The organism is Actinokineospora sp. NPDC004072 (genome assembly GCF_053604195.1).
Window position 1 is genome coordinate 60,710 of record NZ_JBSGHB010000014.1, and the last position, 26,455, is coordinate 87,164.

Consider the following 26,455-nt stretch of genomic DNA (forward strand, 5'->3'; position numbering starts at 1 on the left):
CGTCTCATCGGGTGAATGGCCCGCCCGCGCCGAGACGATCGCCCCGCCGCCGCGATGCACGGGCGTGAGTCGGGGACCACGCGGCGGAGGGGTTGGGATGCGGGAGACGACGCTGGCCTTGGTGGCCTGCCCGGCGTGCCACGGCGAGCTGGCGGGCGCGGAAGCATTGGTGTGCGGGGGATGCGGCGCGGTGTACCCCGTGGAGGACGGGGTGGTGCGCTTCGCCGCCGAGGAGGCGCGGGCCAGCCACGTGGCCGCGAGCTTCGGGTTCGAGTGGCAGACCTTCCACGACGGCGGTTTCGAGGCCGACACCGTGTTCGGCCGCACGATCGAGGAGGACCTGGCCCAGTTCGACACCGTGTTCGACGTCAAGGATTCGCTGGCGGGCAAGGTGATCGTCGACGCGGGCTGCGGCAGCGGCAAGCTCACCGCCGCGATCGCCCGGCGGCACCCGGAGGCGACGGTGGTCGCGGTGGACCTCAACCCGGCCATCAGCGAGGTGCTCAAGGCCGCGGAGGCGCTGCCCAACCTGCACGTGGTGCAGGCGAGCGTGTTCGCGCTGCCGTTCCGGCCGGGGAGCGTGGACCTGCTGTGGTGCAACGGGGTCATCCACCACACGGGCGACACCCGCGGCGCGTTCGCGGGCCTGGCGGGCGCCGTCCGGCCCGGCGGCGAGCTGTTCGTCTGGGTGTACCAGCGCAAGCTGAGCCCCCTGGTGCTCGTCCGCGACCTGCTGCGGCCGCTCGGCCTGCACTCGTGGCGCCACTCGACGGTCTACCGGCTCTCCCGCCTGCTGTCCCTGCCGACCCTGGCCGCCGTCCGCGTCCTCAACGCCATCGCCACCCTCCCCGGCGTGCGCACCCTGGTCGCCCGCTCCACCCACGGCCGCATCCTCACCCGCCGCAGGCACTACACCGAACTTGCCCTCACCTGGTTCGACGTCCTCTCCCCGCGCCACCGCGACACCTACACCCCCGCGGAGATCAAGTCCTGGTTCCAGGAGAGCGGCTACGACGTGGTCCGCGAGTACTGGTGGCCCGTCGGCATCACCGGCCGCCGCCGCTGAACTACCGTTCCCCCATCCGCGAGCGGAAGGGGACAGCGGTGGGCAGGGCTGTGACGCTGACGGGCTTCGGCGAGCCGTTGGAGGTTCGGGAGGTGGCGGCGCCCTCGGCGCCGGAGGGCGGGCTGGTGGTGGCGCCTGCCTACGGCGGCATCTGCGGGACCGACCTGCACCTGCGGGAGGGGCGGCTGCCGGTGCCGCTGCCGCTGGTGCTCGGGCACGAAGGGCTCGGCGTCGTGCACGAGTCGCGGATGGCGGGATTCGCGGCGGGGGACACGGTGATGTGGGCGTCCTCGCGGGCGTGCGGGCGGTGTGAGCCGTGCACGCGGTTCCGGGAGCCGACGCTGTGCGAGAACCGGGCCACCTACGGGGTCAACCGGCCCGGCTCGTGGGCCGACTTCATCCGGCTGGAGCCGGGCACGACCGTCGTCCGGCTGCCCGCGGGGGTCGATCCGGTCGCGGCCATGTCGCTGGCCTGCGCCGGGCCGACGATGGTGCACGCGCTCGGGGAGCGGCGGCCGGTGCGGGTCGGGGAGAGCGTGATCGTGCAGGGGGCGGGGCCGGTGGGGCTCGCGGCGGCGGCGTTGGCGCAGCTGGGCGGGGCGCGGGTGACGATCGTGGGCGGGCCGCCCGGGCGGCTGGCGTTGGCGCGCGAGCTGGGGATCGGGGACGACTGGGCCGACATCGGCGCCGACGTCCCCGATGCCGACCTGGTGATCGAGTGCGCCGGGGTGCCCGCGGCCGTCGCGCAGGGGGTGCGGATGGCCCGGCGGGGCGGGGCGTACCTGGTCGTCGGGCAGTACACCGATGCCGGGGACGCGCTGATCAACCCGCACCAGATCGTGCACCGGCAGCTCTCGGTGTTCGGCTCCTGGGCGTTCAGCGGCGCCCACCTGGTCGAGTACGTCCGGCTCCTGCCTGCCCTGACCGCCCGCTTCGACTTGGCCCGCCTCGTCACCGCCTACCCGCTGGACGAGCACCAGCGCGCGCTGGACGACGTGGCCGCCGGTCGGGTCGTCAAAGCCGTCTTGACGACCTGAAGCCCAGCCTGCGCAGCTCCCAGTCGGCGAGGAGGGCCCGGGTCTCCGGGTCGGCCCAGTCGTCGGCGCGCAGCCGGGCCAGGCGGGGCAGGGGCTGGTGGGCCAGGGCCCGGGTGGCCAGCAGCTCCAGGCCCGGCCTGCCCTGCGCCCGCAGCCGCGCGACCGCGCCTGCCTCGCGGGCGAAGCGGATACGCCGGGGCAGCCAGGTCAGGGCCAGCGCGAGCGCGGGCACGGCGATCAGCGCGGCGGTGAGCCAGAAGGCCAGCGAGTCGACCGCGGCCGTCTGCTCGCGGCCCGCGTCGGCCAGCTCCGCGCCCGCCCGGGTGCCCGCGCCGAGCGCGTCCGCGAGGTCGTCGCCGACGAGCGGGACGTCGCGGGCGTTGTCGGCGGCGGAGGTGAACGCGCCGCCGATCGCCTCGCCCGCCGCGGTGAGGCGTTCACCCGGGTCGCGCAGCAGCAGGACGGCCTCGCGCACCTCCATCGCCACCCACACCGCCAGCAGGAGGAACGCGACGGCTGCGAGGTCGGCCGCGATCTGGCGCGCTGAGCGCAGCGGCGTCTCGGCGTAGAGCCTCATGGTCGGGTGGTACCCCCGGGCCGAATCGATCAACCGCGGAACCGGTAAATGGCAAGCGGTTGACGGCGTTCCCGGCCTCGACTTGGTTGGGAGTCAGCCACCGGGGAGGTCCGATGCTCAGGAAGCTGGCCTGCGCCGTCGTGGCCGCGGCGCTCATCGCCCCGCCCGCCGCCGCGCAGGCGCCCGATGCCGCCCCCTCTCCCGAGTACGTCGGCTCGGTCACCCTGATCACCGGCGACCACGTGACCGTGCGGCGGGTGGGCGCGCAGCTGATCCCGGCCGTCACGCCCGCGCCCGGCCGGGAATCGGTGCACTTCGCCACCCTCGGCACGGGCGACGAGCTGCACGTCGTCCCGGCCGACGCCTGGCCGCGGCTCAACGCGGGGACCTTGGACCGCAGGCTCTTCGACGTCGCCGCCCTCATCCGCGCGGGCTACGGCGACGACCAGCGCAGCGACCTGCCCCTGATCGTCGGCCCCGCGCTGGCGGCCGAGACCCGGCCCAAGCAGGCGATGGCGACCGCGTGGGCCGCAGGCGGCGCGCCGGTCTGGCTCGACGGCCTGCGGCAGCCCGCGCTGGACCGCACCGCCGCGCAGATCGGCGCGCCCACGGCGTGGAAGCTCGGCTACACCGGCAAGGGCGTGACGGTCGCGGTGCTCGACACCGGCGTCGACACCACGCACCCGGACCTGCGCGGCCGCATCGCCGCCACCCGCAGCTTCGTCGATGAGTCCATTAAGGACACCGATGGCCACGGCACGCACGTCGCCGCGACCATCGCGGGCGGCGGCGAGCGCTACCGCGGGATCGCCCCCGACGCCCGGCTGCTCGTCGGGAAGGTCTGCCACGCCCGCGGCTGCCCGGAATCGGCCATCCTGGCGGGCATGCGCTGGGCGGCCGAGCGCGGCGCGGCGGTCGTCAACCTCAGCCTCGGCGGACCGGACGCGGCGGGCAGCGACCCGCTGGAGCAGGCCGTCGACCAGCTCAGCGCCGAGCACGGCACGCTGTTCGTCGTCGCGGCGGGCAACGACGGCGGCTACGGCGCGGAGACCGTCGGCTCGCCCGCGTCCGCCGACGCCGCGTTGGCCGTCGGCGCGGTCGACCGGGCCGACAACCGGGCCGGCTTCTCCGCCCGCGGCCCGCGCGTGCGCGACGCGGCGATCAAGCCGGAGATCCTGGCCCCCGGGGTCGACGTGGTGGCCGCGCGCTCGCGCCACTCCTATGGCACGGGCGGGCACACCGCGCTCAGCGGCACGTCGATGGCCGCCCCCCACGTGGCCGGGGCGGCAGCGGTCCTGGCGCAGCGGCGGCCGGGGTGGGACGGCGCGATGCTCAAGGCGGCGCTGATGGGCAGCGCGCACCCGCTGGACGAGGGCGTCTACGACCAGGGCGCGGGCCGGGTGGACCTCGACCGGGCGCTCGGCGTCGCGGTGACCGCCGACCCGCCCGCGCTCTCCTTCGGGCGGCCTGCGGACGGGCCGGTGACCCGCACCCTGACCTACCGCAACCCGACCGCCGAGCCGGTGGTGCTGCCGCTGCGGGTCAGCGGGCCGTTCGCGCTGTCGGCGTCGGCGATCACCGTGCCCGCGCGCGGATCGGCGTCGGTCGAGGTGACGGCGGGGGAGGGGGAGGGGCAGCTCAGCGGGTTCGTCACCGCGGGCGGGCTGACCACGCCGCTGGCCGTCGACCGGGAGGCGGAGAGCTACGACCTGACCATCCGCGCGGTGGACGCCACGGGCGCGCCGACCGACGACAACTTCACCTTCCTCTTCGGCGGCGCGGATTCCCGGTACCGGCCCATCCCCACCATCAACGGCGTGGGGACGGTGCGCGTGCCGCGGGGGACCTACCACGTCGACGGGGTGATCTCCTCGCCCCGAGCCGATGGCCTGTGGGACTCGCACAAGGTCGTGCACCCCGTCGTCGAGGTCACCCGGGACATGGCGGTGGTGCTCGACGCGCGCGCCGCCGCGCCCATCACCGTGCGGTTCGACGCGGCCGGGGTGACGCCCAAGGCGGTCGGCGTGGGGTACAGCCGCAGCACCGGCGTCCGGACGGTGCTGACCGGGGTGCTCGGCGACACCTTCGAGCGCCTGCGCATCGGCCAGGTCGGGCCGGTTGCCGCCGAGATCACCACCAACGTCGGCGGGGCGTGGACCGCGCCGGGCAACCGCGCCTACCACCTCGCGTGGTTCGAGCACGGCCCGATCCCCACCGGGTTCGACCGGGCGGTGCGTGACGCCGAGCTGGCCCGGGTCGACGCGACCTACCGGCGGCAGTCGCCGCGGCACCGGGGGACCAAGCTCTGGATCGCCCGCGAGCCCCGCACCGACGCGGCCGTCGGCTACGGCCTGCCGTTCGACCTGCCGGTCACGCGCACGGAGTTCCACAACGTCGACGACCTCACGTGGTCGGCGGAGTTCCACCACGTGTGCGGGCAGGTCACCGACCAGGTCGTCGTCGGCGGCCCGGTGGCCCACGGCGTCGGGGCGTACCGGGAGGACTGGAACACCGCGGTGTTCGGGCCGTCGCTGGCGGGCGGCGATTGGGCGACCCGGTTCGACGACGTGATCGGCGTGGTGATCCCGCTGTTCGGCGACTCCGGCGACGACCGCTACGGCCTGGCGCTGCAGGACTACGGCCGCACGCTGCTGTTCCGCGACGGGGTGAAGGTGGGGGAGACCCGCCAGCCCGGCCAGGCCCAGTTCGAGGTCCCCGCCGCGGAGCACCGCTACCACCTGGAGACCACCGCGACCCGCTCGGCCACCTACGCCACCCTCGTCACGGCGTCGTGGACGTTCACCTCCCGCCGCCGCGAGCCCGACCCGAAACCGCTGGCGAAGGGCGGCCTGGGCCTGCCGATCAGCGCGATCCGCTTCGCCCCGCGCGACCTCGACCCCCGCAACCGCGCCCGCGGGGCGACGACGGTCGACATCACCCTCCAGCCCAACACCGGCTCCGACCCCAGCCCCCTCGCCGCCCTCGCCGTCGAGGCCTCGTTCGACGACGGCCTCACCTGGCACCCGCTCGCGGTGACCCGCACCGGGCCGTACACCGCGACCGCGGTGGTCGAGGGCGCGGGGGAGTTCGCGTCGCTGCGGGCGACGGCGGTGGACGAGCGCGGCAGCGAGGCCCGGCTGACCGTCCTGCGGGCCTTCGGCCTGCGGTGATGCCGCTTTGTCGGGGTGACCGCCTAGACTGCTGCGCGGGTGATTGGGGGTAGTGGTGAGCAGCGACGAGTTCTTCCGGGTCATCGGCACCCTCGCCGAGGTGGAACGCGGCGGGGGCGCCGACTACACCTCCTTCGCCGTGCGCGGCAGGCGCTTCGGCTACTACTGGCCCCGCACCCAGACCGCGGGCCTGAAGCAGACGCTCTCGGAGCAGCAGGCGCTGGTGTTCGAACGCCCCGACGTCTTCGAGGAGCAGTTCACCGCGGGCGGCTTCGGCTGGGTCGTCGTCCACCTCACCCGCGTCGAGCCGGACGAGCTGGCCGAGCTGGTCTTCGAGGCGTGGCGCCTGTCCGCCCCCGCCGACCTGCTCGCCGACGTCCCCGACCTGGCCCGGTCGAGCTGAGGGCTCACAGGGCCGTGGGCACCCACGGGTTGCGCTCCATGAAGATCACGCCGCGGACGATGGTCTCCTTGTAGCGCGCGGCCAGCTTGCCCGTCAGGACCCGCTCGCGCGGGGAGTCGTCGGGGTTGACGAACTGGATCAGCGCGTCGTCGCGGCCCAGGCTGATGCACTGGTTGACGTAGCGGAAGCGCAACGCCCGGGGTTCGCGGCCCGCCTGGCGGGCGAGGATCGCGCGGGCGGCGTGCTGCGCCGACGGCAGCCCGGTGGCGCAGGCCATGCGCAACTCCTGGCCGCCGGGCATGCGGGCGGCGGCGGCATCCCCGACGGCGTAGATGTCGGGGTGCGAGACCGAGCGCAGGGTGTCGTCCACGACCACCCGGCCCGCGGCGTCCACCGCGATCCCGGCCTCGCGCGCCAGGGCCGGCACCCGGAACCCGGCGGTCCAGGCCACGGCGTCGGCGGTGACGACCTCCCCGGAGGCCAGCTCGACGCCCTCCGCGGTCACCCTGGCCACCACGGCGTCCTCCCGCACCTCCACCCCGAGCCGGTCGAACACCCCCACGACGTGCTCCCGCCCCTTCACCGACAGCCCGACCCCCAGCCGGTCTGTCAGCATCGTGACGCCCACCCCAGGCCGCGCCAACTCCGCCGCCGTCTCGATCCCGGTCAACCCACCCCCGACGACGAGGACGGACCCGCCCCCTTGCAACCGGTCCCGCAGCCGCGCGGCCGCAGTGGGCGATCCGACGTCGTAGGCGTGCTCGGCCGCCCCCGGCGTGGAGAGATCGCCCCGACTGCCCAGGGCGTAGACGAGGGTGTCGTACGGCACCTCACCCCCGTCCGCCAACGCCACCACCCGCGCGTCGGTATCAATCCCCACAACCCGCCCGATGGTGACGTCCACCCCGCGCACCAGCCCAGCCAACGGCCGCCGCACCAACTCCTGCCCCGCCGCCAACTGATGCAACCGAACCCGCTCGACAAACGTGTCCCGCTCGTTGACCAGCCGCACCTGAGCCTTCCGGCCGAGCGCATTGGCCGCCATCAGCCCCGCATAACCCCCGCCGAGAACCACGATCATCGTCTTCCCCTTTCCGGTCCGCTGCACTGAGGACAACCCAGCCCCCCCAAACGTGACAGTGACCCGCACCACCCCTGCCCCACGCTCACCCCGCACCAACCCGCTCAACCCCGCGCCAACCCGCGCTCACGCCGCACCACCCCTGCCCCACGCTCACCCCGCACCCACGCGCTCAACCTCGCGCCACCCCGCGCGCTCACGCCGCGCCACCCGCGCCTACCCCCACTCCGCGCCCACCCGCGCCAACCCCGCACCCCTCCCCGCCGGGCACCTTCACCCACCCCCGGTCGACCATCTCGCCCGCACCCCGCGCTCACCTGCCGCTGCCCGGCCGCTCACCCGCTTTGCAGTGGCCCGTCACCCCACCCTCTCGCGTTGCCCGGCTTGCCCCGAGCCCGCTCGCTGTCTCTCGATCGCCCGCCTCCCGCCCTGCCGCACCCCCGCACCACCCCTTGCCTCGCGCTCACCCCGCACCCACCCCACCCCCTCCCGCCGAGCATCTCCCCCCACCCCCGGCCCCCCATCTCGCCATCGCCTCCTCACACGCGAGTGCACGGCAGCGGGTTCGCCGCTGCCGTGCGCTCCTCATCTCACGCCAGCGTCAAGCGCTTGCGGACGGGCAGGATCGCGAGTGGGTAGTCCGCCAGGTCGATGTTGAACAGGCTGAGGCCGTTCGAGCTGACTGGGCTGGTGGACACCGTTCCGTCGAGGATGGAGTCGAGTTGGTTCTCGGCGTCCTTGTAGTTGGTCGCCTGGGCCTTGTCGAGGAAGGCGACGTACTGCTGGTGCTCTAGGGACTTGTCGTCGAGGATGGCGGCGGCGACGGCGGTGACGTAGTACTCGTAGGCGAAGTTGAACGTGATCTGGCGCAGCGTCGAGCAGGAGGTGGAGAACTCGCGCTGCTGGGCGGTCACCGTGAGGTGGTAGTACTTCAGCTTCGGGAAGTACCGGTAGATCGGGTCGTTGGGGTCGGTGTTCTCCTGGACGGCCTCGTGGCACTGGCCGAGCAGCGAGACCGAGTAGGTGCGCTCGCGCTGGTCCCAGCTGGCGCGCAGGGACTTGCCGACCCCGGCGATGAACGCGGTCACCCCGGTGACGACGGCGCTGGGCACGGTGATGGCGTCGAAGACCAGCTTGAGGAAGCTGGTGCTGAACTCGGCCAGGTACTGGGTGTCGGAGTAGGTCTCCTGGGTGATGGAGTAGTCGGTGAAGCCGCCCGCCTGCTGGAGCAGGTGCTCGATGACGTGCGTGACGGCCGGGTCCCACTGGTCCTTGGGCTGGCTGTCGCCCGCCAGCGGCGGGATCTTGCCGTTCTTCATCGCGGTGAAGGTCTTGATCCGCAGCGTCGAGAAGAAGTTGGCGATCTTGTCGAAGACGGCGGTGCCGGTGGTGAACTCCGGATTGTTCTTCACCAGGCTGGTGGCGAGGTTGACGAACGAGATCAGGCCGTCGGAGTCGTTGAAGGCCGTGCCGTCGGCGGTGGCCGCCAGCGGGGTGGGTTCGGCGAGGATCAGGTCGAGCCGCCGGTGCGCGTCGTCGAGCTCGGGGGCGCCGACCAGGTGGGCGGGCGGCTGGTCCGGGGCGTTGCAGACCACCCGGTTGTCGGTCTCGCCCGGGGTGTACCCGCGCGGGATGGCGGGGATCCAGAGGTAGAGCCCGCTCGGCCGGACCTCGCGGCCGGTCGGGTTGACGCCGCGGCGGGCGGGCCGGTCGCCGACGATCGGCGTGGTGGGTTGCCACGATTGCGGCGGGTGCGTGGACGCGGGCACCCAGTAGGAGCCCTCGGCGAACCGGGCTACCTCGTAGTGCCAGTGCGGCGTGTCCGACCAGTCCCAGCTCCGCAGCTTCCGGAAGGTGCCGTCGCCGTTGCTGCCGTAGACCTCGACGCCCGGCCAGCTCGCGATCGTGGTGCCCGCGAGGCTCAGTGTCCTGCACATGGTGTTCCTCCTGATCTGGTGCGGCTTGCCGGATCAGTCTGTTGCCGTGCGTCCGCGCCGGGCATCGTCAGAATCGACCACTCAGGGCGTGTGGTCGGCGAGGTTCAGCTCGCGCCAGCCCCGCCTGCCGTCGGCCACCGCGGCCAGCTGGGACGGCACGTCGAGCTTGTGCAGGATCGAGCGGATGTGCGCCCGCGCGGTGGCGATGCTGATCTGGTCGCGGCGGGCGATCTCGGCGGCGGCCCGGCCCGCGGCCAGGTGGGTCAGCACGGCGCGCTCGCGCGGGGTGAGCCGGTCGAGCCGGTCCTGCAGCGCCAGCCTGCCGCGCAGCGCGGGCAGCAGGCCGTCGCGGCGCCCGGCCGAGGTGAGCGCCCGGTGCACGGCGTCGAGCAGGTCCAGGATCGGCAGGTCGCGGTCGACGACCCCGGTCGCGCCCGCGTGCACGGCCATGATCATCTCCTGCGGCCTGCGCACCGAGCCGAGCACCACCGTCGGGATCGCCAGCGCCGCGCACTCGGCGACGGCCTTGACCAGCAGCACGCCGCCGCCGGGGATGATCAGCGCGGCGTTGGCGGCCGCGGGCCCGGGCGCGCACCGCCACCCCAGCGCCGCCAACCCGGCCGCCACGGCGGCCCGCAGCACGCCCACCCCGAGCAGCCCCACGATCCGGTCGTCGCCCATCCGGGGCCGGGGCACACCCGGTTCCCCCGATGGTCCAGGAAGTCCGTCCGATGACCCACCTCCCCGTGTGACCGGTCGACGCAGACGGTGACAGGTTCACCGGGATGGCGGCAACGGGATGGGCGCAGCGCTAGCTTTTCGGGTGAATCGCCCCGGTCGGCTGAAACACCGGTCAGGCTGCGGGCGGCAGCAGGGGGAACAGGACCCCGGCGAACGCCTTCGCATCCGCGCACACCGCGTCGACCGCCTTCGCGCCGTTCACCACGATGATCCGCACGACTTCGTCCACACCGGGCGACTCCGGCACGTGCTTGCCCCGCAGGTGGCACTGCGCGGGCTCGTCGTGCGTGCGAATCGCCGCGTCCCGGCCCGCCACCGCGACCACCTCGTCGTCCCGGGCCGAAGTCCTCCTCCACCCCCGACCCGCACCACGAACTGACTCGCGCCCTCCTCGTTGTTGATGAACCCACAGCGCACCACTTGGTGGTTATCGATGACCTCCGCGCCCCGGCAGGAGGGGGAACGGTTGGTGGCGCGCGCACCAGGGCGGGCGTCGAAAGGTTTTCCTTGGGCGGAAACGGTTTCGGGGGGTGGCGGCGGGGAGATCGGGAAGTATTGTGGGGCGGGTGAGCGCTGCGGTGTCCGCCGTTCAGGTCGGGCTCGGTGGGTCGGGTACGGACTGGGCGGTGCGGGTGCTGCCGTCCGCGCCCGGGATTCGGGTTGTCGGGTGGGCGGAGGACGATCCGGGGCGGCGGGCCGCCTTCGCGGCGGCGACGGGGGTTCCGCTGCCCGCCATCCACAGCGGACTCGACGCCGCGATCGCGGCGGTGGAGGCCGAGGCGGTGGTGGTCACGACGGCGCCTGCGCTGCGCGGGGCGGTCGCCAGGGCGGCGCTGCGGGCGGGCAAGCACGTGCTGCTGGAGAAGCCCTTCACCCTCGACCTGGCCGAGGCCGCCCACCTGGTCGAGCTGGCCGACGCGGTGGGCAGGCGGATCGTGGTGGCGCAGGACCACCGGTTCTTCGCCGCGTCGTCGCAGGCGCGGCACCTGCTGGCGCAGGAGGTCGTCGGGCGGGCGCGGCACGTCACCGTGCAGTTCCGGCGCAACCACCGGCTGCCCGCCGAGGACCCGCGGTCGGTGCTGTGGCAGGTCGCCGTGCACCACTTCGACCTGCTGCGCGCCTTCTTCGGCGAGGCGAGCACGGTCAGCGCGCGGGCGTGGCCGCGCGGGCAGTCCGCGGACCGGGCGCTGACCTCGTTCTCCGCGGAGATCGAATTCGCCTCCGGCGTGCTCGCCCAGTACAGCGCCAGCGCCAGCAGCCCCGCCCCCGCGACCCCGTGGACCGGCGACTGGACGGTCGAGGCCGACGACGGCGTGCTGTGCTGGGCGGGCTCCGACCCCGCCGAGGGCGCCTACGCCCGCTACACCCGCGCGGGCGGCGGCACGACCGAGGTCCCGGTCGGCGTGCCGCGGGTCCGGGACCGGTGGGCGGTGGTCGACCACTTCGCGCGGGCGGTGCGGGCGGGGTGGGAGAGCGAGATCAGCGGCCGGGCGAACCTGGGCACGATCGCGCTGGTCAGCGCCGCGGAGACGAGCCTGGTGACCGGGCAGCGGGTGGACCTGGGCTAGTCGGCCCCCAGCCGGGCCCGGATGCCCGCCACCGCCCGGTCGTAAGCGGCGTCGGAGCCGGTCAGCACCGCCTCGTTGTTGGCGGCGCGGGCGAGGGCGTCGAGCTCGAAGGCGATCTGGGCCGGGTCGGTGCCCGCCGGGAGGTGGCCCAGCTCCACCGCCGAGCGGGCCAGGCCGGTCAGCAGGTCGGTCCAGGTGGCGCGGCTGAGCCGCACGGCGTCGTGGATGCGGCCCTCGCGGGCGTCGAACTCGGCGACCACGGCGGTGAAGAAGCAGCCGCCGGGGAACACGCGGGCGCGCGAGTAGTCCAGCCAGCGCTCGCAGATGGCGACCAGCCGCGGCAGCCCGCGCGGGGCGGTCAGCGCGGGGCGGACCACCGCGTCGAGGAAGATCTCCTCGGCGTGCCCGATGGCCGCCAGCTGCAAGTCCTCTTTGGAGCCGAAGTGGGCGAACACGCTGCTCTTGCTCAGCGACAGCTCCCCGGCCAGCCTGCCGATGGTCAGCCCGTCCAGCCCCTCGACGGAGGCGATGTCCGCCGCCCGGCGCAGGATCGTGCGGCGGGTTCGCTCGCCCCGCGCCAGTCGGCCGTCCACGGGAACCCAATCTAGACGACCGAGTGATCATCTGGAACCATCTGACCGATCGTTCGGACAACTTTCGGAGCGGACATGGACATCAGGGACCTGGACCGGCGGGCCATCGCCTCGACCGGGGGGATCATCGACAAGCTCACCGACGACCAGCTCGACCTGCCCACCCCCTGCGAGGCGTGGACCGTGCGGGACGTGATCGCGCACATCGTGGACAACAACCACGTCGCCATCGCCCGGGTCACCGGCCACCGGCCCGAGCCCACCGGCGACCCGCGCCGCGACTTCCGCGTCTCGTCGGAGACCCTGGCCAGCGTCTACGCCGACGACGCCGCGCTGGCCAAGCCGGTCGAGATGGCCGTGGTCAACACCACCGTCCCCGGCGAGGTCGCGTTCGGCGTGCACTTCGCCGACACGCTCGTCCACGGCTGGGACCTCGCCCAGGCCATCGGGACCAGCATCGATTTGGACCCGGAGCTGGTGCAGGCCGCCCTGGACATCCTGGAGGGCTTCCCGCACCACCCGGCCATCTGGAGCGACCAGGGCGCCATCTTCGGGCCCCGGGTCGAGGCTCCCGCCGACGCCGACCCGCAGGTGCGCCTGCTCGCCCTGACCGGCCGCAAGGCGGACTGGGCGGCGTAGCCGGAGCAGGCGGCCCGGCGCGGCCGGGCCGCCTCCCCCCGTCAGACCGCGTAGCGCAGCAGGACCGACCGGCCGTCGAACGGGCGGGTCTCCACCAGGCGCAGGGGCAGGCGGGCCGCGCCGGGGCGGAACAGCGGCTTCCCGCCGCCGAGCACGACCGGGTGGACCACCACGTGGTACTCGTCCACCAGCCCGAGGTCGGTCAGCGCGGCCGCGGCGGCCGAGCCGCCCATCAGCAGGATGTCGCCGCCGTCGCCCGCCTTGAGCGCGGCGACCTCCTCCGGGCGCACGACCGCGGCGTGGGGCGTGGTCAGCGAGCGGGAGATGACGGCCTTGTCCGCCGCCCGCCAGAGCGGCGCGAACGCCAGGTCGTGCGGGTCGTCGGACAGCGACTCCGCCTGCGGCCAGTACCCGGCCATCATCTCCCACACCACGCGCCCGTAGAGGAACGTGCCCGCGCGCTCGCACAGCGCCAGGGAGTACGCCGAGAGCTCCGGGCCCATCTCGGGCCAGTCGAACTCGCCGCGGGGGCCGTCGATGCAGCCGTCGGCGGAGGAGTGGACGAAGTGGATGAGCTTGCGCATCGGGTGCTCCGAGGTGGTTCGGTCGGGTTCTTCACCGTGAGGTCGAAGTGGTCGCCGCGTTCTCGACATCGCCGCCGCACGAATTTCCAGACCCCTGTTGATCTGCGACGATGCTGTCAGGCGGAAGGGAGACGACGATGGCATCGCGCCTCAACCCCTACATCAGCTTCCAGGCCGAGGCCCGCCAGGCGATGGAGTTCTACCGGTCGGTGTTCGGCGGCGCGCTGGACCTGAGCACCTTCGGCGAGTTCGGCGTGGACGACCCGTCCGAAGCGGACAAGATCATGCACGCGACGCTGGAGACCGGCAGCGGCTTCACGCTGATGGCCGCCGACACCCCGCCCGGCATGGCGCACAACCCCGGCGACAACATCTCGATCAGCCTCAGCGGCGACGACGCCGACGAACTGCGCGGCTACTGGGCGAAGCTGTGCGAGGGCGGCACCGTCCAGATGCCCCTGGAGCGGCAGATGTGGGGCGACGAGTTCGGCGCGTGCACCGACCGGTTCGGGATCAACTGGATGGTCAACATCACCTCACCGCAGGGCTGATCCGACCGTCGGGTGGATGTCGAAGGCCCCGGTCAGCTCCAGCAGGTCCAGCGGGCGCAGCACGGCCCGGCTGCTGGCCACGAGCCGGAACCCGATCCCGTGCTCCAGCGCGCGGTCGTGGTGGCGCATGAGGGCGGTGATGCCCGCCACGCCGAGGAAGCCCACGCCGGTCAGGTCGACCACCACCAGGCGGTGGCGTTCGAGGAGCACGGTCGCGGCGAGGATCGCGTCCAGCCGCGGCGCGGTGGCCAGGTCGAGCTCGCCGCTGACGGTGAGCACCAGCGTCCCGGGCTCCGGCGTGCCCGCGGCGATGTGCAGGGCGTCGGTTCGCGGGTTCTCCGCGCGGGGCGCGGTCATGGCGGTACGGCGGGCATCGGGGGCCTCCGGGGGCGCTGGCGGGGTTCCGGGGACCGCCGTCGGCGAACGCACACCGGGGACGGCCCGCAGACCTGCGCCCGAGACGGGTCGACAGGGCTGCCGGGCTGACTGCCCAACCGCGGCCTGGTGATCCTAGAGCAAGGCCCCGTTGGGTAGGGTTCCGGTCGAGCGGGTGTTCGGCAGCGCAGCATCCCGACCTTTGATGGTGCGTGCGTGGAGGATTGCGATGACCGGCGCGTTCAAGCGCGTGCTGACGCTGGCCCAAGAACTGGCCGAGGTGTCGAGACTTGCCGATGACGACGACGTCAACGCCGTCCTGTCGAGGTTCGTCACCCGCCTCGCCGACACCGTCCCCGGTGTCACGGAAGTCACCATCACCGTCCGCACCGCAGACGGCGCCGAAACCGTGGCCGCGATAGAACTCGACCGCGTCGGCGAATCCGCCACCGCGGACGACCCCATCGCCGAGGCCCTGGAGCACCGCGAACCCCGCCGCATCGACGACACGTCCGTCGACCAGCGCTGGCCCGCCTTCAGCGCCTCGATCGGCGCCCGCGGCTACCGCAGCCTCCTGGCCCTCCCCATCCCCACCCGCCGCCCCGCATCCGCGGTCCTCACCCTGTTCTCCGACACCCCGCACCAATTCGACGAGACCGCCTACGACCTCGTCCTCCTCCTCGCCCTCCACGCAGGCGCGGTCTTCGACAACGCCCAGCTCTACCACGACAGCCGAGACCTGGTGGACCAGCTCAAAGCCGCCCTGGCCACCCGCCAGGCGATAGGCCAAGCCCAGGGCTTATTAATGCGCCACTTCACCATCGACGGCCCCGCGGCCTTCGACCTCCTCAAAAGAGCCTCCCAGAACTCGAACTCCAAGCTCCGCCAAATAGCCGACACCCTGATAACCGCCCACGACCGCGGAACCCTCCCCGAAACCCTCGCCCACTTCGGTCTTAGCGATCCCGACAAGGCTTCGACCACGGCTCGGTAGGTGGCTGTGGGTTTGGCTCGTGGCGTGGGCGGGTTGCGCGGTGGACCGTGGTTGCGCGGCTTGGGTGGGTGGTCCGATGGGGTGAACTCGCATTCGCGGGGACCCCTAAGCGAAACGCCGCTTGGGCGTGAAGGCGGTGAAGGCGGGCGAGGCCCGTTCACGCCCTGGCCAGTTTAGCGGCGTTTCGCTCCCCGCGAATGCGAGTCCACCCCATCGGACAGGCTTCGGGGGCGCGTTGCTGTTTGTGGGTGGGCGCGTTGCGGTTGTTGGTGGGGAGGCGTTGAACCAGCAACCTCAAGGGGTCAGCGCTTGCGCGATGTCCTCCCACAGGTCCTCCCGGTGCTCCACCCCGAACGCGATCCGCACCGTCCCCTCCCCGACCCCCATCCGAGCCAGCACCCCGGCATCCACCGCCCGGTGGCTCGTCGACGCCGGGTGCATCGCCACCGTCTCCGTGCCGCCCAACGATCCCGCGTTCAGCACCAACCGCAGCCGTCCCAAGAACTCCCGGGCATCGGGGACGTCCAGGGCCAGCGTTCCGCCGAAGCCGCCGTCCAACACCTTCAGCGCCCGCTCGTGGCTCGGACTCCCCACCAGCCCCGGGTAGTGCACCCGCGACACCGCAGCATGCGCAGCCAACCGGGAAGCCACCTCAGCCGCAGTCGCGCACGCCGCCCCCACCCGCAGCGCCAGCGTCTTCACGCCCCGCACCACCAACCACGCCGCGAACGGGTCCATCGCCGCGCCCAGTTCCACCGACTGCCGCCACGCCAGCCGGTGCAGCTCCGCCGAGGCGAACACCGCCACGCCGCCTACCACGTCGTGATGGCCGCCGAGATACTTCGTCGCCGAGTGGACGACCACATCGGCTCCCAGTTCCAGCGGCCTGCACAGCAGGGGGGTGGCGAAGGTGTTGTCCACCACGACCACCACCCCCGCCTCCCGCGCGGCGGTGATCAGGCCGGGGAGGTCTGGGACGGCGCAGGTCGGGTTGGCGATGGTCTCCAGGATCAGGACCTTCGTCCGCGGCTGCACGGCCGCCGCCAGCTCCGCGGGGTCGTCGCCGGAGATGGTCGAGACGGTGATGCCCCACCGATCCGCGTAGCCCTGCAAGGCCGCGTGCGTGCCGCCGTAGAGGGCCTCCTGCGTGATGACGTGGTCACCGGTCCGCAGGAGTGCGAACAGCACGGCGTTGAGCGCGCTCATCCCCGACCCGGTGGCCAGCCCGGCGACGCCGCCCTCCAGGTCGGCGAGGCCGTCCTCCAGGGCGCGGACGGTCGGGTTGCCGAAGCCGCTGTAGACGAACGCCTGGTCGGGGCCGCGGAAGGCGGCGGCGAGGGCGTCGGGGGTGTCGAAGGCGAAGATCGAGCTCTGGTACAGCGGCACGCCCACCGGCCGCCCCTGCACGGGGTCGGGCGCGGGCATCCGGGTGGCGCGGGTCGCGGGGTGGTAGGTCATGCCCCCACCTTGGAGCACCCCCGGCCGGGCGTCACGCCGGTGGGCGGGTGAACTGGTAGACGTGGTGGTCCCGGCCGTCGATCGGGTTCTCCGGCTCCAGCTCGACCGTTGCGATGCGGGTCGCGCCCGCCTTCTCCAGCGCCCGCCACGACGCCCGGTTGGCCGCCGCGATCGGGATGATGATGACCGGGGCCTGCGGGAAGTCGGCCCAGGTCCGCTCGACCGCCCAGCGGATCAGCCGGGTGCCCAGGCCCTTGCCGGTCAGCTCCGGGTCGCCGATGAGGTAGTCCAGGGTCACCGTCTCGACCGGGGTCGGGACGACGGCGGCGAGCTGGTCGAAGTCCTCGGCGTAGTCGGCCACCCGGCAGCGCTGGAACAGGGCCACCGGCGTCCCGTCGACGGAGACCAGCCAGTCCTCGCCGGGCTCCTCGCCGCGGGTGGCGGGCCCGAAGTCGCGCTCCACCGCCTCCGGGGTGAACTCGTGGTACCACCAGCGGTGCACGTGCGGTTGGGCCAGCCAGCGGGCCAGCAGCGGGAAGTCGGCGGGGGCGACGCGGCGCCAGGTGATCATCTCGGGTTCCGTCTGCGGTAGTAGCGGGCCTGCCGGTCGCGGTGACCGCAGGCGGGGTGGCAGAACCGGCGGCGGGCGTGGCGCTGCAGGAACAGCAGCCCGCAGCCGGGGGCCGGGCAGGGCAGCACGCGCGCCCGCCCGGCGAGCAGCTCGATCGCGCCTGCGGCGATGCCGCCGAGCACGGCGGCCGAGCCGGAGGCCGTGCCCACCCAGCGCGCCGAGCGGTCGACGCCGAGCCGCAGCACGCCCGGCGCGGCGCAGGCGTTGACCACCGCGACCGCCGCGGCGTCCAGCGGGGCGGACGGCGCGCTGGTCAGCAGCGTGCGGACGGCGTCGCGCAGGGCGCGGGCGGGCGCGGGCTCGGCGGGCGGCAGCGCCATCGCGGCGAACCAGCGGTTGGCCAGCTCGGGCGTGCCCAGGTGGTCGCCGTCGTGGAGCGTGTTGGCGAACTCGACCGGGACCGGCTCGGTGCCGAGGATGGGCAGCTCCACATGCTGACGCTAACACCATCGCCCAACCGTCAGCATCGGGTTTCCGCGGCCTCCCTCCGCCGCTTGCGCACCCGCTTGACCACGAACCACACCACCGCCGCGGCCACGGCGGCGAACACGATCCACTGGAAGACCGATGCGTACTGGTCCACGACGTGCCAGTTGGCGCCCAGCAGGTAGCCCGCGCCGATGAAGACGCAGTTCCACGCGAGGCTGCCGAGGGTGGTCAGCAGCAGGAAGAGGCCGAAGTGCATCCGCTCGACGCCCGCGGGCAGCGAGATCAGGCTGCGGAACAGCGGCACCATCCGCCCGAAGAACACCGCCTTCGCGCCGTGCTTGGCGAACCAGCGCTCGGTGCGGTCGAAGTCCCCGACGTCCATCAGCGGGATCTTGGCGATCAGCGCCCGCGCCCGGTCGCGCCCGAGCAGCACGCCCAGCAGGTAGACCACGATCGCGCCCGCCACCGACCCGGCGGTCGTCCACGCGATGGCGGCCACCAGGCTGAACACGCCCTGGCTGGCGGAGAACCCGGCCAGCGGCAGCAGCAGCTCGCTGGGCAGCGGCGGGAACACGTTCTCCAGGGCCAGCAGCAGCGCCGCGCCGAACCCGCCGAGGGAGTCCATGACGCCGACGGCCCACCCGGCGATGCCCCCCAGCGGCTCCTGGGCTGGGGCGGTGAGCACGAGGTCAGGCATGGGCACCCTCCCGGTCGTCGGCGGTCCTCCCCTACCGACTACCCCGTTCGCGCCGCGGAATCCCGCAGGAGATCCAGTGACCGGGAGCACTGGGGAAAGTAAGGCTACCCTTGCTAAGTTCTCCTCTGGTTCGGCAATGAGGAGGAGATCCGGTGGCCACCAACCCGTTCGACGACGAGTCCGGCACGTTCCACGTCCTGGTCAACGACGAGGAGCAGCACTCGCTGTGGCCCGCGTTCGCCGCCGTGCCCGCGGGCTGGCGGTCGGTCTTCGGCCCCGCGGGCCGGCAGGACTGCCTGGATTACGTCGAGCGCGAGTGGACCGACCTGCGGCCCAAGAGCCTGCGCTCCTGAATGGGCGTGCTGGGGCGCGCGGTCGCCCGCAACGGCAGCAGGCTGTGGCCGGGCACCCTGCTGATCTGCCTGTTCCAGGCGTCCGAGGCGTTCGTCCCGGTGCTGATCGGCCACCTCATCGACCAGGCCGTCGCGGGCGGTGACGGCGGGGGCCTGGCGCTGTGGCTCGGCGGGCTGGCCGGGCTGATCCTGGTCCAGACCTCGATGTACCGGATGGGCGCGCGGCTGCTCATGCTGGCCATCGCCGAGGAGGGCCACCGGCTGCGCACCGAGGTCGCCGAGCGCGTCCTCGACCCGCGCGGCATCCGCACCGACCTGCGCGCGGGCGAGCTGCTGACGGTGTCGAGCACGGACACCGACAACGCCTCCTACCTGCTCGACCACATCCCGCGCATCGCGGGCGCGCTCACCGCCACCGCCGTCGCGGCCGTCACCCTGCTCTCGATCGACGGGCTGCTGGGCCTGGCCGTCCTGGTCGGCACGCCGGTCGTCCTGCTGGTGCTGCAGGTCAGCTCGCCGCTGATCACCCGGCGGGTCGCCGCGCAGCAGCAGGTGGCTGGCGAGGCCGCGGCGCTGGCCACCGACCTGGTCAGCGGTCTGCGCCCGCTGCGCGGCATCCGGGCCGAGGCCGCCGCGCTGCGCCGCTACCGGCAGGCGAGCGGGCGTTCCCTGCGCGCCGCGGTGCGCGCCGCGGGCACGAACGGCGGCTACTTGGCCGCCTCCAACGCGCTCTCGGCGCTGCTGGCCTGCGGGATCGCGCTGCTGGCAGGCTGGTTCGCGGTGCGCGGGGAGATCACCGTCGGCGAGTGCATCGTGGTGATCGGACTGGCTCAGGTGCTCATCGAGCCGTTCGGCGTGCTGGCGATCGTGCCCGGCTGGGTGGCCCAGGCCCGCGCGTCGGCGAACCGGGTGGCCGCCGTCCTGGCCGCGCCGCCGCTGGTGGAACTGGGCGCGGTCGGCCGGGTGGACGGCTTCGGGCTGGCCCTGTCCGGGGTGTCCTACCGCTCGCTGGCGGGGCTGGACCTGGCGGTCGGGCCGGGGGAGTTCGTCGGCGTCGTGGCGCGTGCGCCGGAGGACGGCGAGGCCCTGGTCGGCCTGCTCGGCGGGCACGCGACGCCGGAGGCGGGCGAGGTCCGCGTCGGCGGCGCCCGCCTGGACACCCTCGACCTCGACCTGGCCAGGTCGACGCTGCTGGCCGAGCCGCACAACACCGACCTGTTCACCGGCACCCTGGCCGACAACCTCACCACCGGGCGGGACGCCGGAACAGCCGACGTGGCCAGGGCGCTGGCGGCCTCGGCCGCCGAGCAGGTGGTGGCCGACCACCCCGACGGGATGGCGCAGGAGGTCGCCGAGCGGGGCGCGAGCCTGTCGGGCGGGCAGCGCCAGCGCATCGCCCTGGCCCGCGCGCTGCTGGCCAACCCGCCGATCCTCGTCCTGCACGACCCCACCACCGCCGTCGACGCGGTGACCGAGCACGCCATCGCGCACGGGGTCAGGGAGCTGCGGGCCAGGCTGTCCACCGTGGTCATCACCAGCAGCCCGGCGCTGCTGTCGGTCACCGACCGCGTGGTCGTGGTCGACGGCGGGCGGGTCGTGGCCGAGGGCACGCACGAGGAGCTGGGCGCGCACGAGTCCTACCGGATGGCGGTGCTGCGGTGAGCGCGCTGCCGGTCGCCCCGGCGTCGGAGACCCGCAGGTGGCTGCTGGGGCAGCTGCGGGCGCGGCCGGGGGAGGTGGCCGCCGCGCTGCTCGTCGGGCTGGTCGGGGCGGCCGCCCTGGTGGTGCCGCCGTACGCGCTGGGCCTGCTGATCGACCGGATCAGCGACGGCGGGGCCATCGCGCCGATCGCCGTGGTGATCGCGGTGGCCGCGCTGGTCGGCGGGCTCGCCTCGGGCGCGACGACGTACCTGCTGGGCAGGCTCGGCGGGCGGGTGCTGGCCGCGGCGCGGGAGGAGACGGTCGCGCGGGTGCTGCGGCTGCCCGCGACGACGGTCGAACGCGCGGGCAAGGGCGACCTGCTCTCCCGGGTCAGCGCGGATGTCGCCACCGTCGCCAAGGCGGTGACCGAGGTCGTGCCGACCGTGCTGTCGGCGTTCCTGCTCGGCGTGCTGAGCCTGGCCGGGATGACCGCGCTGGACTGGCGGCTCGGCCTGGCCGGGCTGGTCGCGGTGCCGCTCTACGTCGCCGCCCTGCGGTGGTACCTGCCCCGGGCCGCGCCCGGGTACGCCGAGGAGCGGGCCGCGGTGGGGGAGCGGTCGCGGCTGATGGTGGAGAGCATGCAGGGCGCGCGGACGGTGCACGCCTACCGGCTGGAGGCCGAGCACCTGCGGCGCATCGACGCGGCCTCGCGGCGCTCGCGCGATGTGTCGGTGCGCGTGTTCGGCTACTTCACCCGCTTCGTCAGCCGGGTCAACCTCGCCGAGTTTGCCGGGATGGCGGCCGTGCTCGTCGCCGGGTTCTTCCTGGTGCGGGCAGGCGCGGTGACCGTCGGCGCGGTGTCGGCCGCGGCGCTGCTGTTCCTGCGGCTGGTCGGCCCCATCTCGATGCTGCTCTACACCTTCGACGAGGTGCAGTCGGCGGGCGCGAGCCTGGCCCGGCTGGTCGGCGTCATCGGCCTGCCCACCCCGCCCGCGGGCGCGGGCGCCGAGCCCGCGGACGCGAGCCTCGAACTGGTCGACGTGCGCTTCAGCTACGACGGCGCGACGCCCGTCCTGCACGGGATCGACCTGCGCGTCGCCCCCGGCGAGCGGGTGGCGCTGGTGGGCACGACCGGCGCGGGCAAGTCCACGGTGGCCGCCATCGCCGCGGGCGTCCTGCGCGGCGACGGCGGCGCCCGGCTGACCGGCGCGGTCCGCATCGGCGGTGTCCCGCTGGCCGACCTCGACGGCAGGCACGTCGCCATCGTCAGCCAGGAGACCCACGTCTTCGCGGGCACCCTGGCCGACGACCTGCGCCTGGCCCGCCCGGACGCCGCCGACGCCGACCTCGCCGCCGCCCTGGCGGCCGTCGGCGCGCTGGAGTGGGTCCGCGGCCTGCCCGACGGCCTGGGCACCGCGGTCGGCGAGGGCGGGCACGAGCTGACCCCGGCCCAGGCCCAGCAGCTGGCCCTGGCCCGCCTGGTGCTGCTCGACCCGCCGGTGGCGATCCTGGACGAGGCCACCGCCGAAGCGGGCAGCCTCGGCGCGCGCGCCTTGGAGCAGTCGGCGCGCGCGGCCACCGAGGGACGCACAACCGTGGTCGTCGCCCACCGCCTGACCCAGGCCGCGACCGCCGACCGCATCGTCGTGCTCGACCACGGTCGGGTGGTCGCCGAGGGCACGCACGACGAACTGGTCGCCCAGGGCGGTCAGTACGCGCAGCTGTGGCAGGCGTGGGAGGCCCACGCGGCCCTACCGGGCGGGACGGGCTGACTCGCGCGGTGCGGCGCGGTCGAGCAGGGCGAGGATGGTCCGGGTGAGGCCGGGGGCGTCCAGGCGGTGGCCGCGGAGGATCTCGGCGCGGGTGCCCTGGGGGAGGAAGTCGGCGGGCAGGCCGAGCGGGTGGGCCGGGGTGGCGACGCCCGCGCAGACGATGGCCTGGGCCAGGCGGGTTCCCGCGCCGCCCACCCGGGCGCCGTCCTCGACGGACACCACCATGCGGTGGGTGGCGGCGAGGTCGACCAGGGCCGGGTGGGGCGGGATGGCCCAGCCCGGGTCGCAGACGGTCGCGCCGACGCCGTGCTCGGCCAGCTTCAGCGCGGCGCGCACCGCGGTGACCGCCATCGGTCCGATCGCCACCAGGAGGACATCGCGGCCTGCGGCCTCGTGCAGGACGCCAACACCGTCCACTTCGTACAGCTCCGGCAGATCGGGACCGGGCGTGCCGCAGGGCAGGCGCAGGGCTGTCGGGCCGTTGTCGCCCACGGCCCTGGCCAGCAGCCGCCGCAGCTGCCGGGCGTCGCGGGGAGCGGCCACCCGCAGGCCGGGCACGCAGTGCAGCATCGGCAGGTCCCACATCCCGTGCTGCGAGGGGCCGTCGGCCCCGGCCACCCCCGCGCGGCCGAGGGCGAAGGTCACCGGCAGGGCGTGCAGGGCCACGTCGAACAGCACTTGGTCCAAGGCGCGGCCCAGGACCGCCGAGCGCAGCGCGACCACCGGGTGCAGCCCGCCCATCGCCAGGCCCGCGGCGCAGGCCACGGCGTGCTGCTCGGCGGCGCCCACGTCGACCACGCGGTCGGGGAACGCCGCGGCGAAGGCGTCCAGGCCGGTCGAACCCGCCGTCACGCACACCAGGTCCGGGCGGCTGCGGCCCAGCTCGACCAGCTCGGCGCCAAACACCGAAGCCCAGGTCGGCCCGTCGTCGCCCGCGGCGGGCAGCCGGTCGGCGCAGCCCTCCTCCGCGGGCGGGTACCCCTTGCCCTTCGTGGTCAGGCAGTGCACGACGACCGGGCGGCCGAGCGACCGCGCCTTGCCGAGCGCGGCTTCGAGCTGGTCGAGGTCGTGGCCGTCGACCGGGCCGACGTAGGCCAGGCCGATCGCCTCGAACACCGACAGCCGGAACCCGCCGTCGCGCAGCCGCGCCAGGTGCTCGCCGAGGGCCGTCGGCCCGCACGCGCGGCCGTTGTCGTTGAGCACGACCACCACCGGCCGCCTGCCCGCGGCGATGCTGTTCAGCGCCTCCCAGGCCATCCCGCCCGCCAGCGCGCCGTCGCCGACCACGGCGACCGCGATGCCCCCGGTGGGGCGCAGCGCCGCCGCCCGGGCCAACCCGTCGACATAGGACAGACCGGTCGAGGCGTGGGAGTTCGCCACCAGGTCGTGCGGGGACTCCGCCCGGCTCGGGTAGCCGGAGAGCCCGCCTGCCTGGCGCAGCAGCGGGAAGTCCCCGCGCCTGCCGGTGAGGATCTTGTGGACGTAGCTCTGGTGCCCGCCGTCGAAGACGATGGCGTCCCTGGGGGAGCGGAACACCCGGTGCAGGGCGATGGTCAGCTCCACGACGCCGAGGTTGGAGCCGAGGTGGCCGCCGGTGCGCGAGACGGTCTCCACCAGCAGCGCCCGGATCTCCCCGGCCAGCTCGGGCAGGGCCGCCGCGGGCAGGGCGCGCAGGTCGTCGGGCTGGTGTACCCCGGGCAGCGCGCTCATCGCGGCCTCCGAAATGGCGAACGGGCAACCGGCTTGCTACCCGATGCCCCGGGGGTGGTCGCGCAAACCCCCTGAACCGGCTTGACCGATTCGCTGCGGTTATTGCGCGGATTATGCGCCACAGTGGCGAAATCACTCGATCGAGTGAGTCGGGCGCGCGGGGAAACCGCGTCCACGCTGGGGATCTGATGCGGCGGCGGGATCGCTCACCGGGGCTCGGGGCCTGAGGGCGGCATCGTTTGGGCGGCTGGCAGGGCACGGAGCGTGCTATTCAGCTGCCCCCTTCGGGCGATAGGGACCCGCTGGCGAATGTTCTGGAAATGCATTGGCGTGACATCGCGGCCGCGGGCACGCGGCGGTGTTAGCGTCGGAATTCGCGTCTCGGGAAATGCAAGGGAGTCCGCCGTGACCCTGCCGCTGACCGAACCGGCCGCGACGGCGACCGGCGAGTGGGTCCAGGTCGACCTCGCCGCGACCCCCGACCAGGCCCGGCGCGTCTACCCCCACCTCGCCCGGGTCGCCAGGAACTGGCTGCGCGGCGGGGTCATCACCGACTTCTTCTTCATGCACAAGCCGCCCGGCCTGCGCGTGCGCCTGGCCGCGGCCCGCGGCGACGGGTCCGCCGTGCGCACCGACTTCCTCGTCCACGCCCTGCGCTGGCGCTTCGCCGGGCTCATCGCCGACGCGGGCCCCGCGGTCTACACCCCCGAGGCGGACCGCTTCGGCGGACCGGCCGCGATGGTCCTGGTGCACCGGCTGTTCACAGTGGACTCGCTGACCTGGCTGGCCTTCCACACCCGCCCGGGCGGCACGCCCGCGTGGCGGCTGTCGCTGGCGATGCTGCGCGACATCCTGCCCGCCGACGACGAAGCCGTCTGGTCGGCGGTCGCGGCCGTGGGCAGGCAGCGCCCGCCGGGCGCCCCCGACCCCGCGGCCGCCGCTGCCGGGCTGCGCGCGCTCTGGCGCGGGCCGGTCGATCCGCGCGCCGCCCTGCCGGTCACCGTCCGGTGCCTGGCCGACCGGCACGCCGCGCTGGCCAGGCCGGTCGTCCCGCGCTGGCAGGCCACGCCCGAGGCGCTGGCGTCGTACGTGATCTTCCACTGGAACCGCGGGACGCTGGGCGTGGGCGCCCAGATCCTCATCAGCGGGGCGCTCGGTGATGGGCGCTGACTACCTGCCCGCCGGACCGGCCTGCCTGCTGCGGGTGGCGGGCGTCCCCGCCGCGGCGCTGGCCGAGCTGGGCAACCCCGACCTGTTCGACCGCCTCCGGGCGCACCTCGACGCCGAGGACGCCTACCGCCGGTTCGCGGGCGACCTCGCCCGGCGCCTCGGCGACGAGCTGATCCCGCACCTCCCGCCGCCTTCCCGCGGCCTGGCCATCACCACCGCGCGCACGCTGCGCCGCGGCGCCCCGGCCGACGGCCGCGCCTGCCGCGCGCTCGCCGTGCTCGCCGCCGCGCTCGACGCGGGCCCCGCGCTGGCCGACGACCTGCTCGCCGCCGCCGAGCGCGCCACCGCGCTGGCCGCGGCCGACGCGCAGCTCACCGCCGACACCGCCGCCGAGTCTGAGCGCCTGGCCGGGCTGCCGTGGCGGATCGCCACCGCGAGCGCGGAGCTGACCCGCGTGCTGGCCGAGACCGTGCCCGAGGTCGTCGCCGAGATCTGCGAGCGGCTGGCCGCGGGGGAGGACTGGGCGGGCAAGCGGTTGCGCCAGCGCGGGGACTACCTGCTGCGGCTGCTGGCCCGCGCGGCGTTCAAGCCGACCCCGCGCGGCTGGCTCGGCCACGTCGCGCTGGTCGAGCTGGGGGCCGGGCCGGGGGAGCCCCGCGTCGGGGCGCACGCGGTGCACCGGGTCGCCAACATCCAGGACGGGCGGCGCGCGCTGGCCGCCGGCGACCTGCCCGACGCCTGGCTGAGCCTGACCGGGCTGCACTGGGTGCGCGGGGACCGCCTGTGCTGCTGGGTCGACGACCCCGGCGGCCTGCGGTTCGTGCGGATCAAGCGCACCCCGGCCGTCGACGCCGTGCGCCGGGTGCTGGGGCACAACGCGCTGCGGACCCCCACCGTGCTGGACCTGCTCGCCCCCGACCCGGACCGGCGCGCGGTCGTCCGCGCCTTCCTGCAGCACCTGCTGCGCCTGGGCGTGCTGCAGGCGTCCGCGCCGCCCGCCGCGCGCCTGGCGAGCTGGTCGCAGCGCCCCCGTCCGGACGACGGGCCCGGGTTCGCCGACGTCTACCAGCGCGCGGGCGGGCACCGCCCGGTCGCCGACGCCGCGCGGCTGGCGGGTTGGTCGCAGGGGCCCCGGCCGGACGATGGACCCGGGTTCGCCGACGTCTACCAGCGCGCGGACGGCCACCGCCCGGTCGCCGACGCCGCGCGGCTGGCGGGTTGGTCGCAGGGGCCCCGGCCGGACGATGGACCCGGGTTCGCCGACGTCTACCAGCGCGC

Annotated in this window: 25 protein-coding genes and 1 pseudogene; 13 read left to right on the forward strand and 13 right to left on the reverse strand. The window is 74.4% G+C overall.

What is annotated here, in order from left to right; translation table 11 throughout:
- Nucleotides 1–97 precede the first annotated feature (97 nt).
- Both ACWEPX_RS21995 and ACWEPX_RS22000 read left to right on the forward strand, forming a co-directional pair.
- Nucleotides 98–1,066, forward strand: a complete 969-nt coding sequence (locus tag ACWEPX_RS21995; protein WP_451899086.1) for a methyltransferase domain-containing protein — start codon at nt 98–100, stop codon at nt 1,064–1,066.
- 38 nt (nt 1,067–1,104) lie between these two features.
- Nucleotides 1,105–2,103, forward strand: a complete 999-nt coding sequence (locus tag ACWEPX_RS22000; RefSeq protein WP_451899087.1) for an alcohol dehydrogenase catalytic domain-containing protein — start codon at nt 1,105–1,107, stop codon at nt 2,101–2,103.
- Here ACWEPX_RS22000 and ACWEPX_RS22005 read toward each other — a convergent pair.
- Nucleotides 2,081–2,680, reverse strand: coding sequence for a hypothetical protein (locus ACWEPX_RS22005; RefSeq protein ID WP_451899088.1), 600 nt, complete (start codon nt 2,678–2,680; stop codon nt 2,081–2,083). The genes ACWEPX_RS22000 and ACWEPX_RS22005 overlap by 23 nt on opposite strands.
- Nucleotides 2,681–2,793: 113 nt before the next feature.
- Between ACWEPX_RS22005 and ACWEPX_RS22010 the strand changes: the two genes are divergently transcribed.
- Complete coding sequence (locus ACWEPX_RS22010) at nt 2,794–5,850, forward strand: S8 family serine peptidase (RefSeq protein ID WP_451899089.1); 3,057 nt, start codon at nt 2,794–2,796, stop codon at nt 5,848–5,850.
- 55 nt (nt 5,851–5,905) lie between these two features.
- On the forward strand, nt 5,906–6,253 hold the full coding sequence (locus tag ACWEPX_RS22015) for an MmcQ/YjbR family DNA-binding protein (protein WP_451899090.1): 348 nt from the start codon (nt 5,906–5,908) through the stop codon (nt 6,251–6,253).
- A gap of 4 nt (nt 6,254–6,257) precedes the next feature.
- Here ACWEPX_RS22015 and ACWEPX_RS22020 read toward each other — a convergent pair whose 3' ends face one another.
- From ACWEPX_RS22020 to ACWEPX_RS22035, 4 genes are all read right to left on the reverse strand, one after another.
- Nucleotides 6,258–7,334: an NAD(P)/FAD-dependent oxidoreductase gene (locus tag ACWEPX_RS22020; RefSeq protein WP_451899091.1), complete on the reverse strand. Its 1,077-nt coding sequence runs from the start codon at nt 7,332–7,334 to the stop codon at nt 6,258–6,260.
- 590 nt (nt 7,335–7,924) lie between these two features.
- Nucleotides 7,925–9,271, reverse strand: coding sequence for a hypothetical protein (locus ACWEPX_RS22025; RefSeq protein WP_451899092.1), 1,347 nt, complete (start codon nt 9,269–9,271; stop codon nt 7,925–7,927).
- An 81-nt stretch (nt 9,272–9,352) separates the two neighbouring features.
- Nucleotides 9,353–9,967, reverse strand: coding sequence for a LuxR C-terminal-related transcriptional regulator (locus tag ACWEPX_RS22030; RefSeq protein ID WP_451899093.1), 615 nt, complete (start codon nt 9,965–9,967; stop codon nt 9,353–9,355).
- A gap of 157 nt (nt 9,968–10,124) precedes the next feature.
- On the reverse strand, nt 10,125–10,328 hold the full coding sequence (locus ACWEPX_RS22035; RefSeq protein WP_451899094.1) for a hypothetical protein: 204 nt from the start codon (nt 10,326–10,328) through the stop codon (nt 10,125–10,127).
- Nucleotides 10,329–10,578: 250 nt separating this feature from the next.
- Here ACWEPX_RS22035 and ACWEPX_RS22040 point away from each other — a divergent pair, with 250 nt between their 5' ends.
- Nucleotides 10,579–11,580 carry a Gfo/Idh/MocA family protein gene (locus tag ACWEPX_RS22040; RefSeq protein ID WP_451899095.1) on the forward strand — a complete coding sequence of 334 codons (1,002 nt, stop codon included), beginning with the start codon at nt 10,579–10,581 and terminating at the stop codon, nt 11,578–11,580.
- Here the strand turns inward: ACWEPX_RS22040 and ACWEPX_RS22045 are convergent.
- Complete coding sequence (locus tag ACWEPX_RS22045) at nt 11,577–12,173, reverse strand: TetR family transcriptional regulator C-terminal domain-containing protein (RefSeq protein ID WP_451899096.1); 597 nt, start codon at nt 12,171–12,173, stop codon at nt 11,577–11,579. The genes ACWEPX_RS22040 and ACWEPX_RS22045 overlap by 4 nt on opposite strands.
- Nucleotides 12,174–12,248: 75 nt before the next feature.
- On the opposite strand from ACWEPX_RS22045, the gene ACWEPX_RS22050 reads away from it, so the two are divergent.
- A complete protein-coding gene (locus tag ACWEPX_RS22050) occupies nt 12,249–12,812 on the forward strand; it encodes a TIGR03086 family metal-binding protein (protein WP_451899097.1) in 564 nt (187 codons plus the stop codon).
- Nucleotides 12,813–12,853: 41 nt separating this feature from the next.
- Here the strand turns inward: ACWEPX_RS22050 and ACWEPX_RS22055 are convergent, their stop codons facing one another.
- Nucleotides 12,854–13,396, reverse strand: coding sequence for a dihydrofolate reductase family protein (locus tag ACWEPX_RS22055; RefSeq protein WP_451899098.1), 543 nt, complete (start codon nt 13,394–13,396; stop codon nt 12,854–12,856).
- A gap of 137 nt (nt 13,397–13,533) precedes the next feature.
- Here ACWEPX_RS22055 and ACWEPX_RS22060 point away from each other — a divergent pair, with 137 nt between their 5' ends.
- The gene (locus tag ACWEPX_RS22060; protein WP_451899099.1) at nt 13,534–13,947 is read left to right on the forward strand and encodes a VOC family protein; all 414 of its coding nucleotides are present in this window, start codon (nt 13,534–13,536) and stop codon (nt 13,945–13,947) included.
- Here ACWEPX_RS22060 and ACWEPX_RS22065 read toward each other — a convergent pair.
- Complete coding sequence (locus ACWEPX_RS22065; protein WP_451899100.1) at nt 13,933–14,304, reverse strand: STAS domain-containing protein; 372 nt, start codon at nt 14,302–14,304, stop codon at nt 13,933–13,935. The two genes, ACWEPX_RS22060 and ACWEPX_RS22065, sit on opposite strands and share 15 nt — an antisense overlap.
- A gap of 247 nt (nt 14,305–14,551) precedes the next feature.
- Here ACWEPX_RS22065 and ACWEPX_RS22070 point away from each other — a divergent pair, with 247 nt between their 5' ends.
- The gene (locus ACWEPX_RS22070) at nt 14,552–15,316 is read left to right on the forward strand and encodes an ANTAR domain-containing protein (protein WP_451899101.1); all 765 of its coding nucleotides are present in this window, start codon (nt 14,552–14,554) and stop codon (nt 15,314–15,316) included.
- Nucleotides 15,317–15,610: 294 nt separating this feature from the next.
- Here ACWEPX_RS22070 and ACWEPX_RS22075 read toward each other — a convergent pair whose 3' ends face one another.
- The 4 genes from ACWEPX_RS22075 to ACWEPX_RS22090 are packed head-to-tail and all read right to left on the reverse strand — an operon-like array spanning nt 15,611 to nt 18,531.
- Nucleotides 15,611–16,774: a trans-sulfuration enzyme family protein gene (locus ACWEPX_RS22075; RefSeq protein WP_451899102.1), complete on the reverse strand. Its 1,164-nt coding sequence runs from the start codon at nt 16,772–16,774 to the stop codon at nt 15,611–15,613.
- A 31-nt stretch (nt 16,775–16,805) separates the two neighbouring features.
- Nucleotides 16,806–17,345: a GNAT family N-acetyltransferase gene (locus tag ACWEPX_RS22080; RefSeq protein ID WP_451899103.1), complete on the reverse strand. Its 540-nt coding sequence runs from the start codon at nt 17,343–17,345 to the stop codon at nt 16,806–16,808.
- On the reverse strand, nt 17,342–17,836 hold the full coding sequence (locus ACWEPX_RS22085; protein ID WP_451899104.1) for an ABATE domain-containing protein: 495 nt from the start codon (nt 17,834–17,836) through the stop codon (nt 17,342–17,344). The genes ACWEPX_RS22080 and ACWEPX_RS22085 overlap by 4 nt, the downstream gene beginning before the upstream one ends.
- A 29-nt stretch (nt 17,837–17,865) precedes the next feature.
- On the reverse strand, nt 17,866–18,531 hold the full coding sequence (locus ACWEPX_RS22090) for a DedA family protein (RefSeq protein WP_451899105.1): 666 nt from the start codon (nt 18,529–18,531) through the stop codon (nt 17,866–17,868).
- Between the two features lie 152 nt (nt 18,532–18,683).
- On the opposite strand from ACWEPX_RS22090, the gene ACWEPX_RS22095 reads away from it, so the two are divergent.
- From ACWEPX_RS22095 to ACWEPX_RS22105, 3 genes are read left to right on the forward strand one after another with little or no spacing between them, the layout of a single operon-like run.
- Nucleotides 18,684–18,884, forward strand: a complete 201-nt coding sequence (locus tag ACWEPX_RS22095) for an MbtH family protein (protein WP_451899106.1) — start codon at nt 18,684–18,686, stop codon at nt 18,882–18,884.
- On the forward strand, nt 18,885–20,546 hold the full coding sequence (locus ACWEPX_RS22100) for an ABC transporter transmembrane domain-containing protein (RefSeq protein ID WP_451899107.1): 1,662 nt from the start codon (nt 18,885–18,887) through the stop codon (nt 20,544–20,546).
- A complete protein-coding gene (locus ACWEPX_RS22105) occupies nt 20,543–22,297 on the forward strand; it encodes an ABC transporter ATP-binding protein (RefSeq protein WP_451899108.1) in 1,755 nt (584 codons plus the stop codon). The genes ACWEPX_RS22100 and ACWEPX_RS22105 overlap by 4 nt, the downstream gene beginning before the upstream one ends.
- On the opposite strand, the gene ACWEPX_RS22110 is transcribed toward ACWEPX_RS22105, so the two are convergent.
- The gene (locus ACWEPX_RS22110; protein ID WP_451899109.1) at nt 22,277–24,007 is read right to left on the reverse strand and encodes a 1-deoxy-D-xylulose-5-phosphate synthase; all 1,731 of its coding nucleotides are present in this window, start codon (nt 24,005–24,007) and stop codon (nt 22,277–22,279) included. The two genes, ACWEPX_RS22105 and ACWEPX_RS22110, sit on opposite strands and share 21 nt — an antisense overlap.
- A gap of 405 nt (nt 24,008–24,412) precedes the next feature.
- Between ACWEPX_RS22110 and ACWEPX_RS22115 the strand changes: the two genes are divergently transcribed.
- Complete coding sequence (locus tag ACWEPX_RS22115; protein ID WP_451899110.1) at nt 24,413–25,177, forward strand: thiopeptide-type bacteriocin biosynthesis protein; 765 nt, start codon at nt 24,413–24,415, stop codon at nt 25,175–25,177.
- Nucleotides 25,167–26,455 (forward strand): annotated as a pseudogene (locus tag ACWEPX_RS22120) (hypothetical protein); the annotation flags it as partial. The gene ACWEPX_RS22115 and the pseudogene ACWEPX_RS22120, both read left to right, overlap by 11 nt.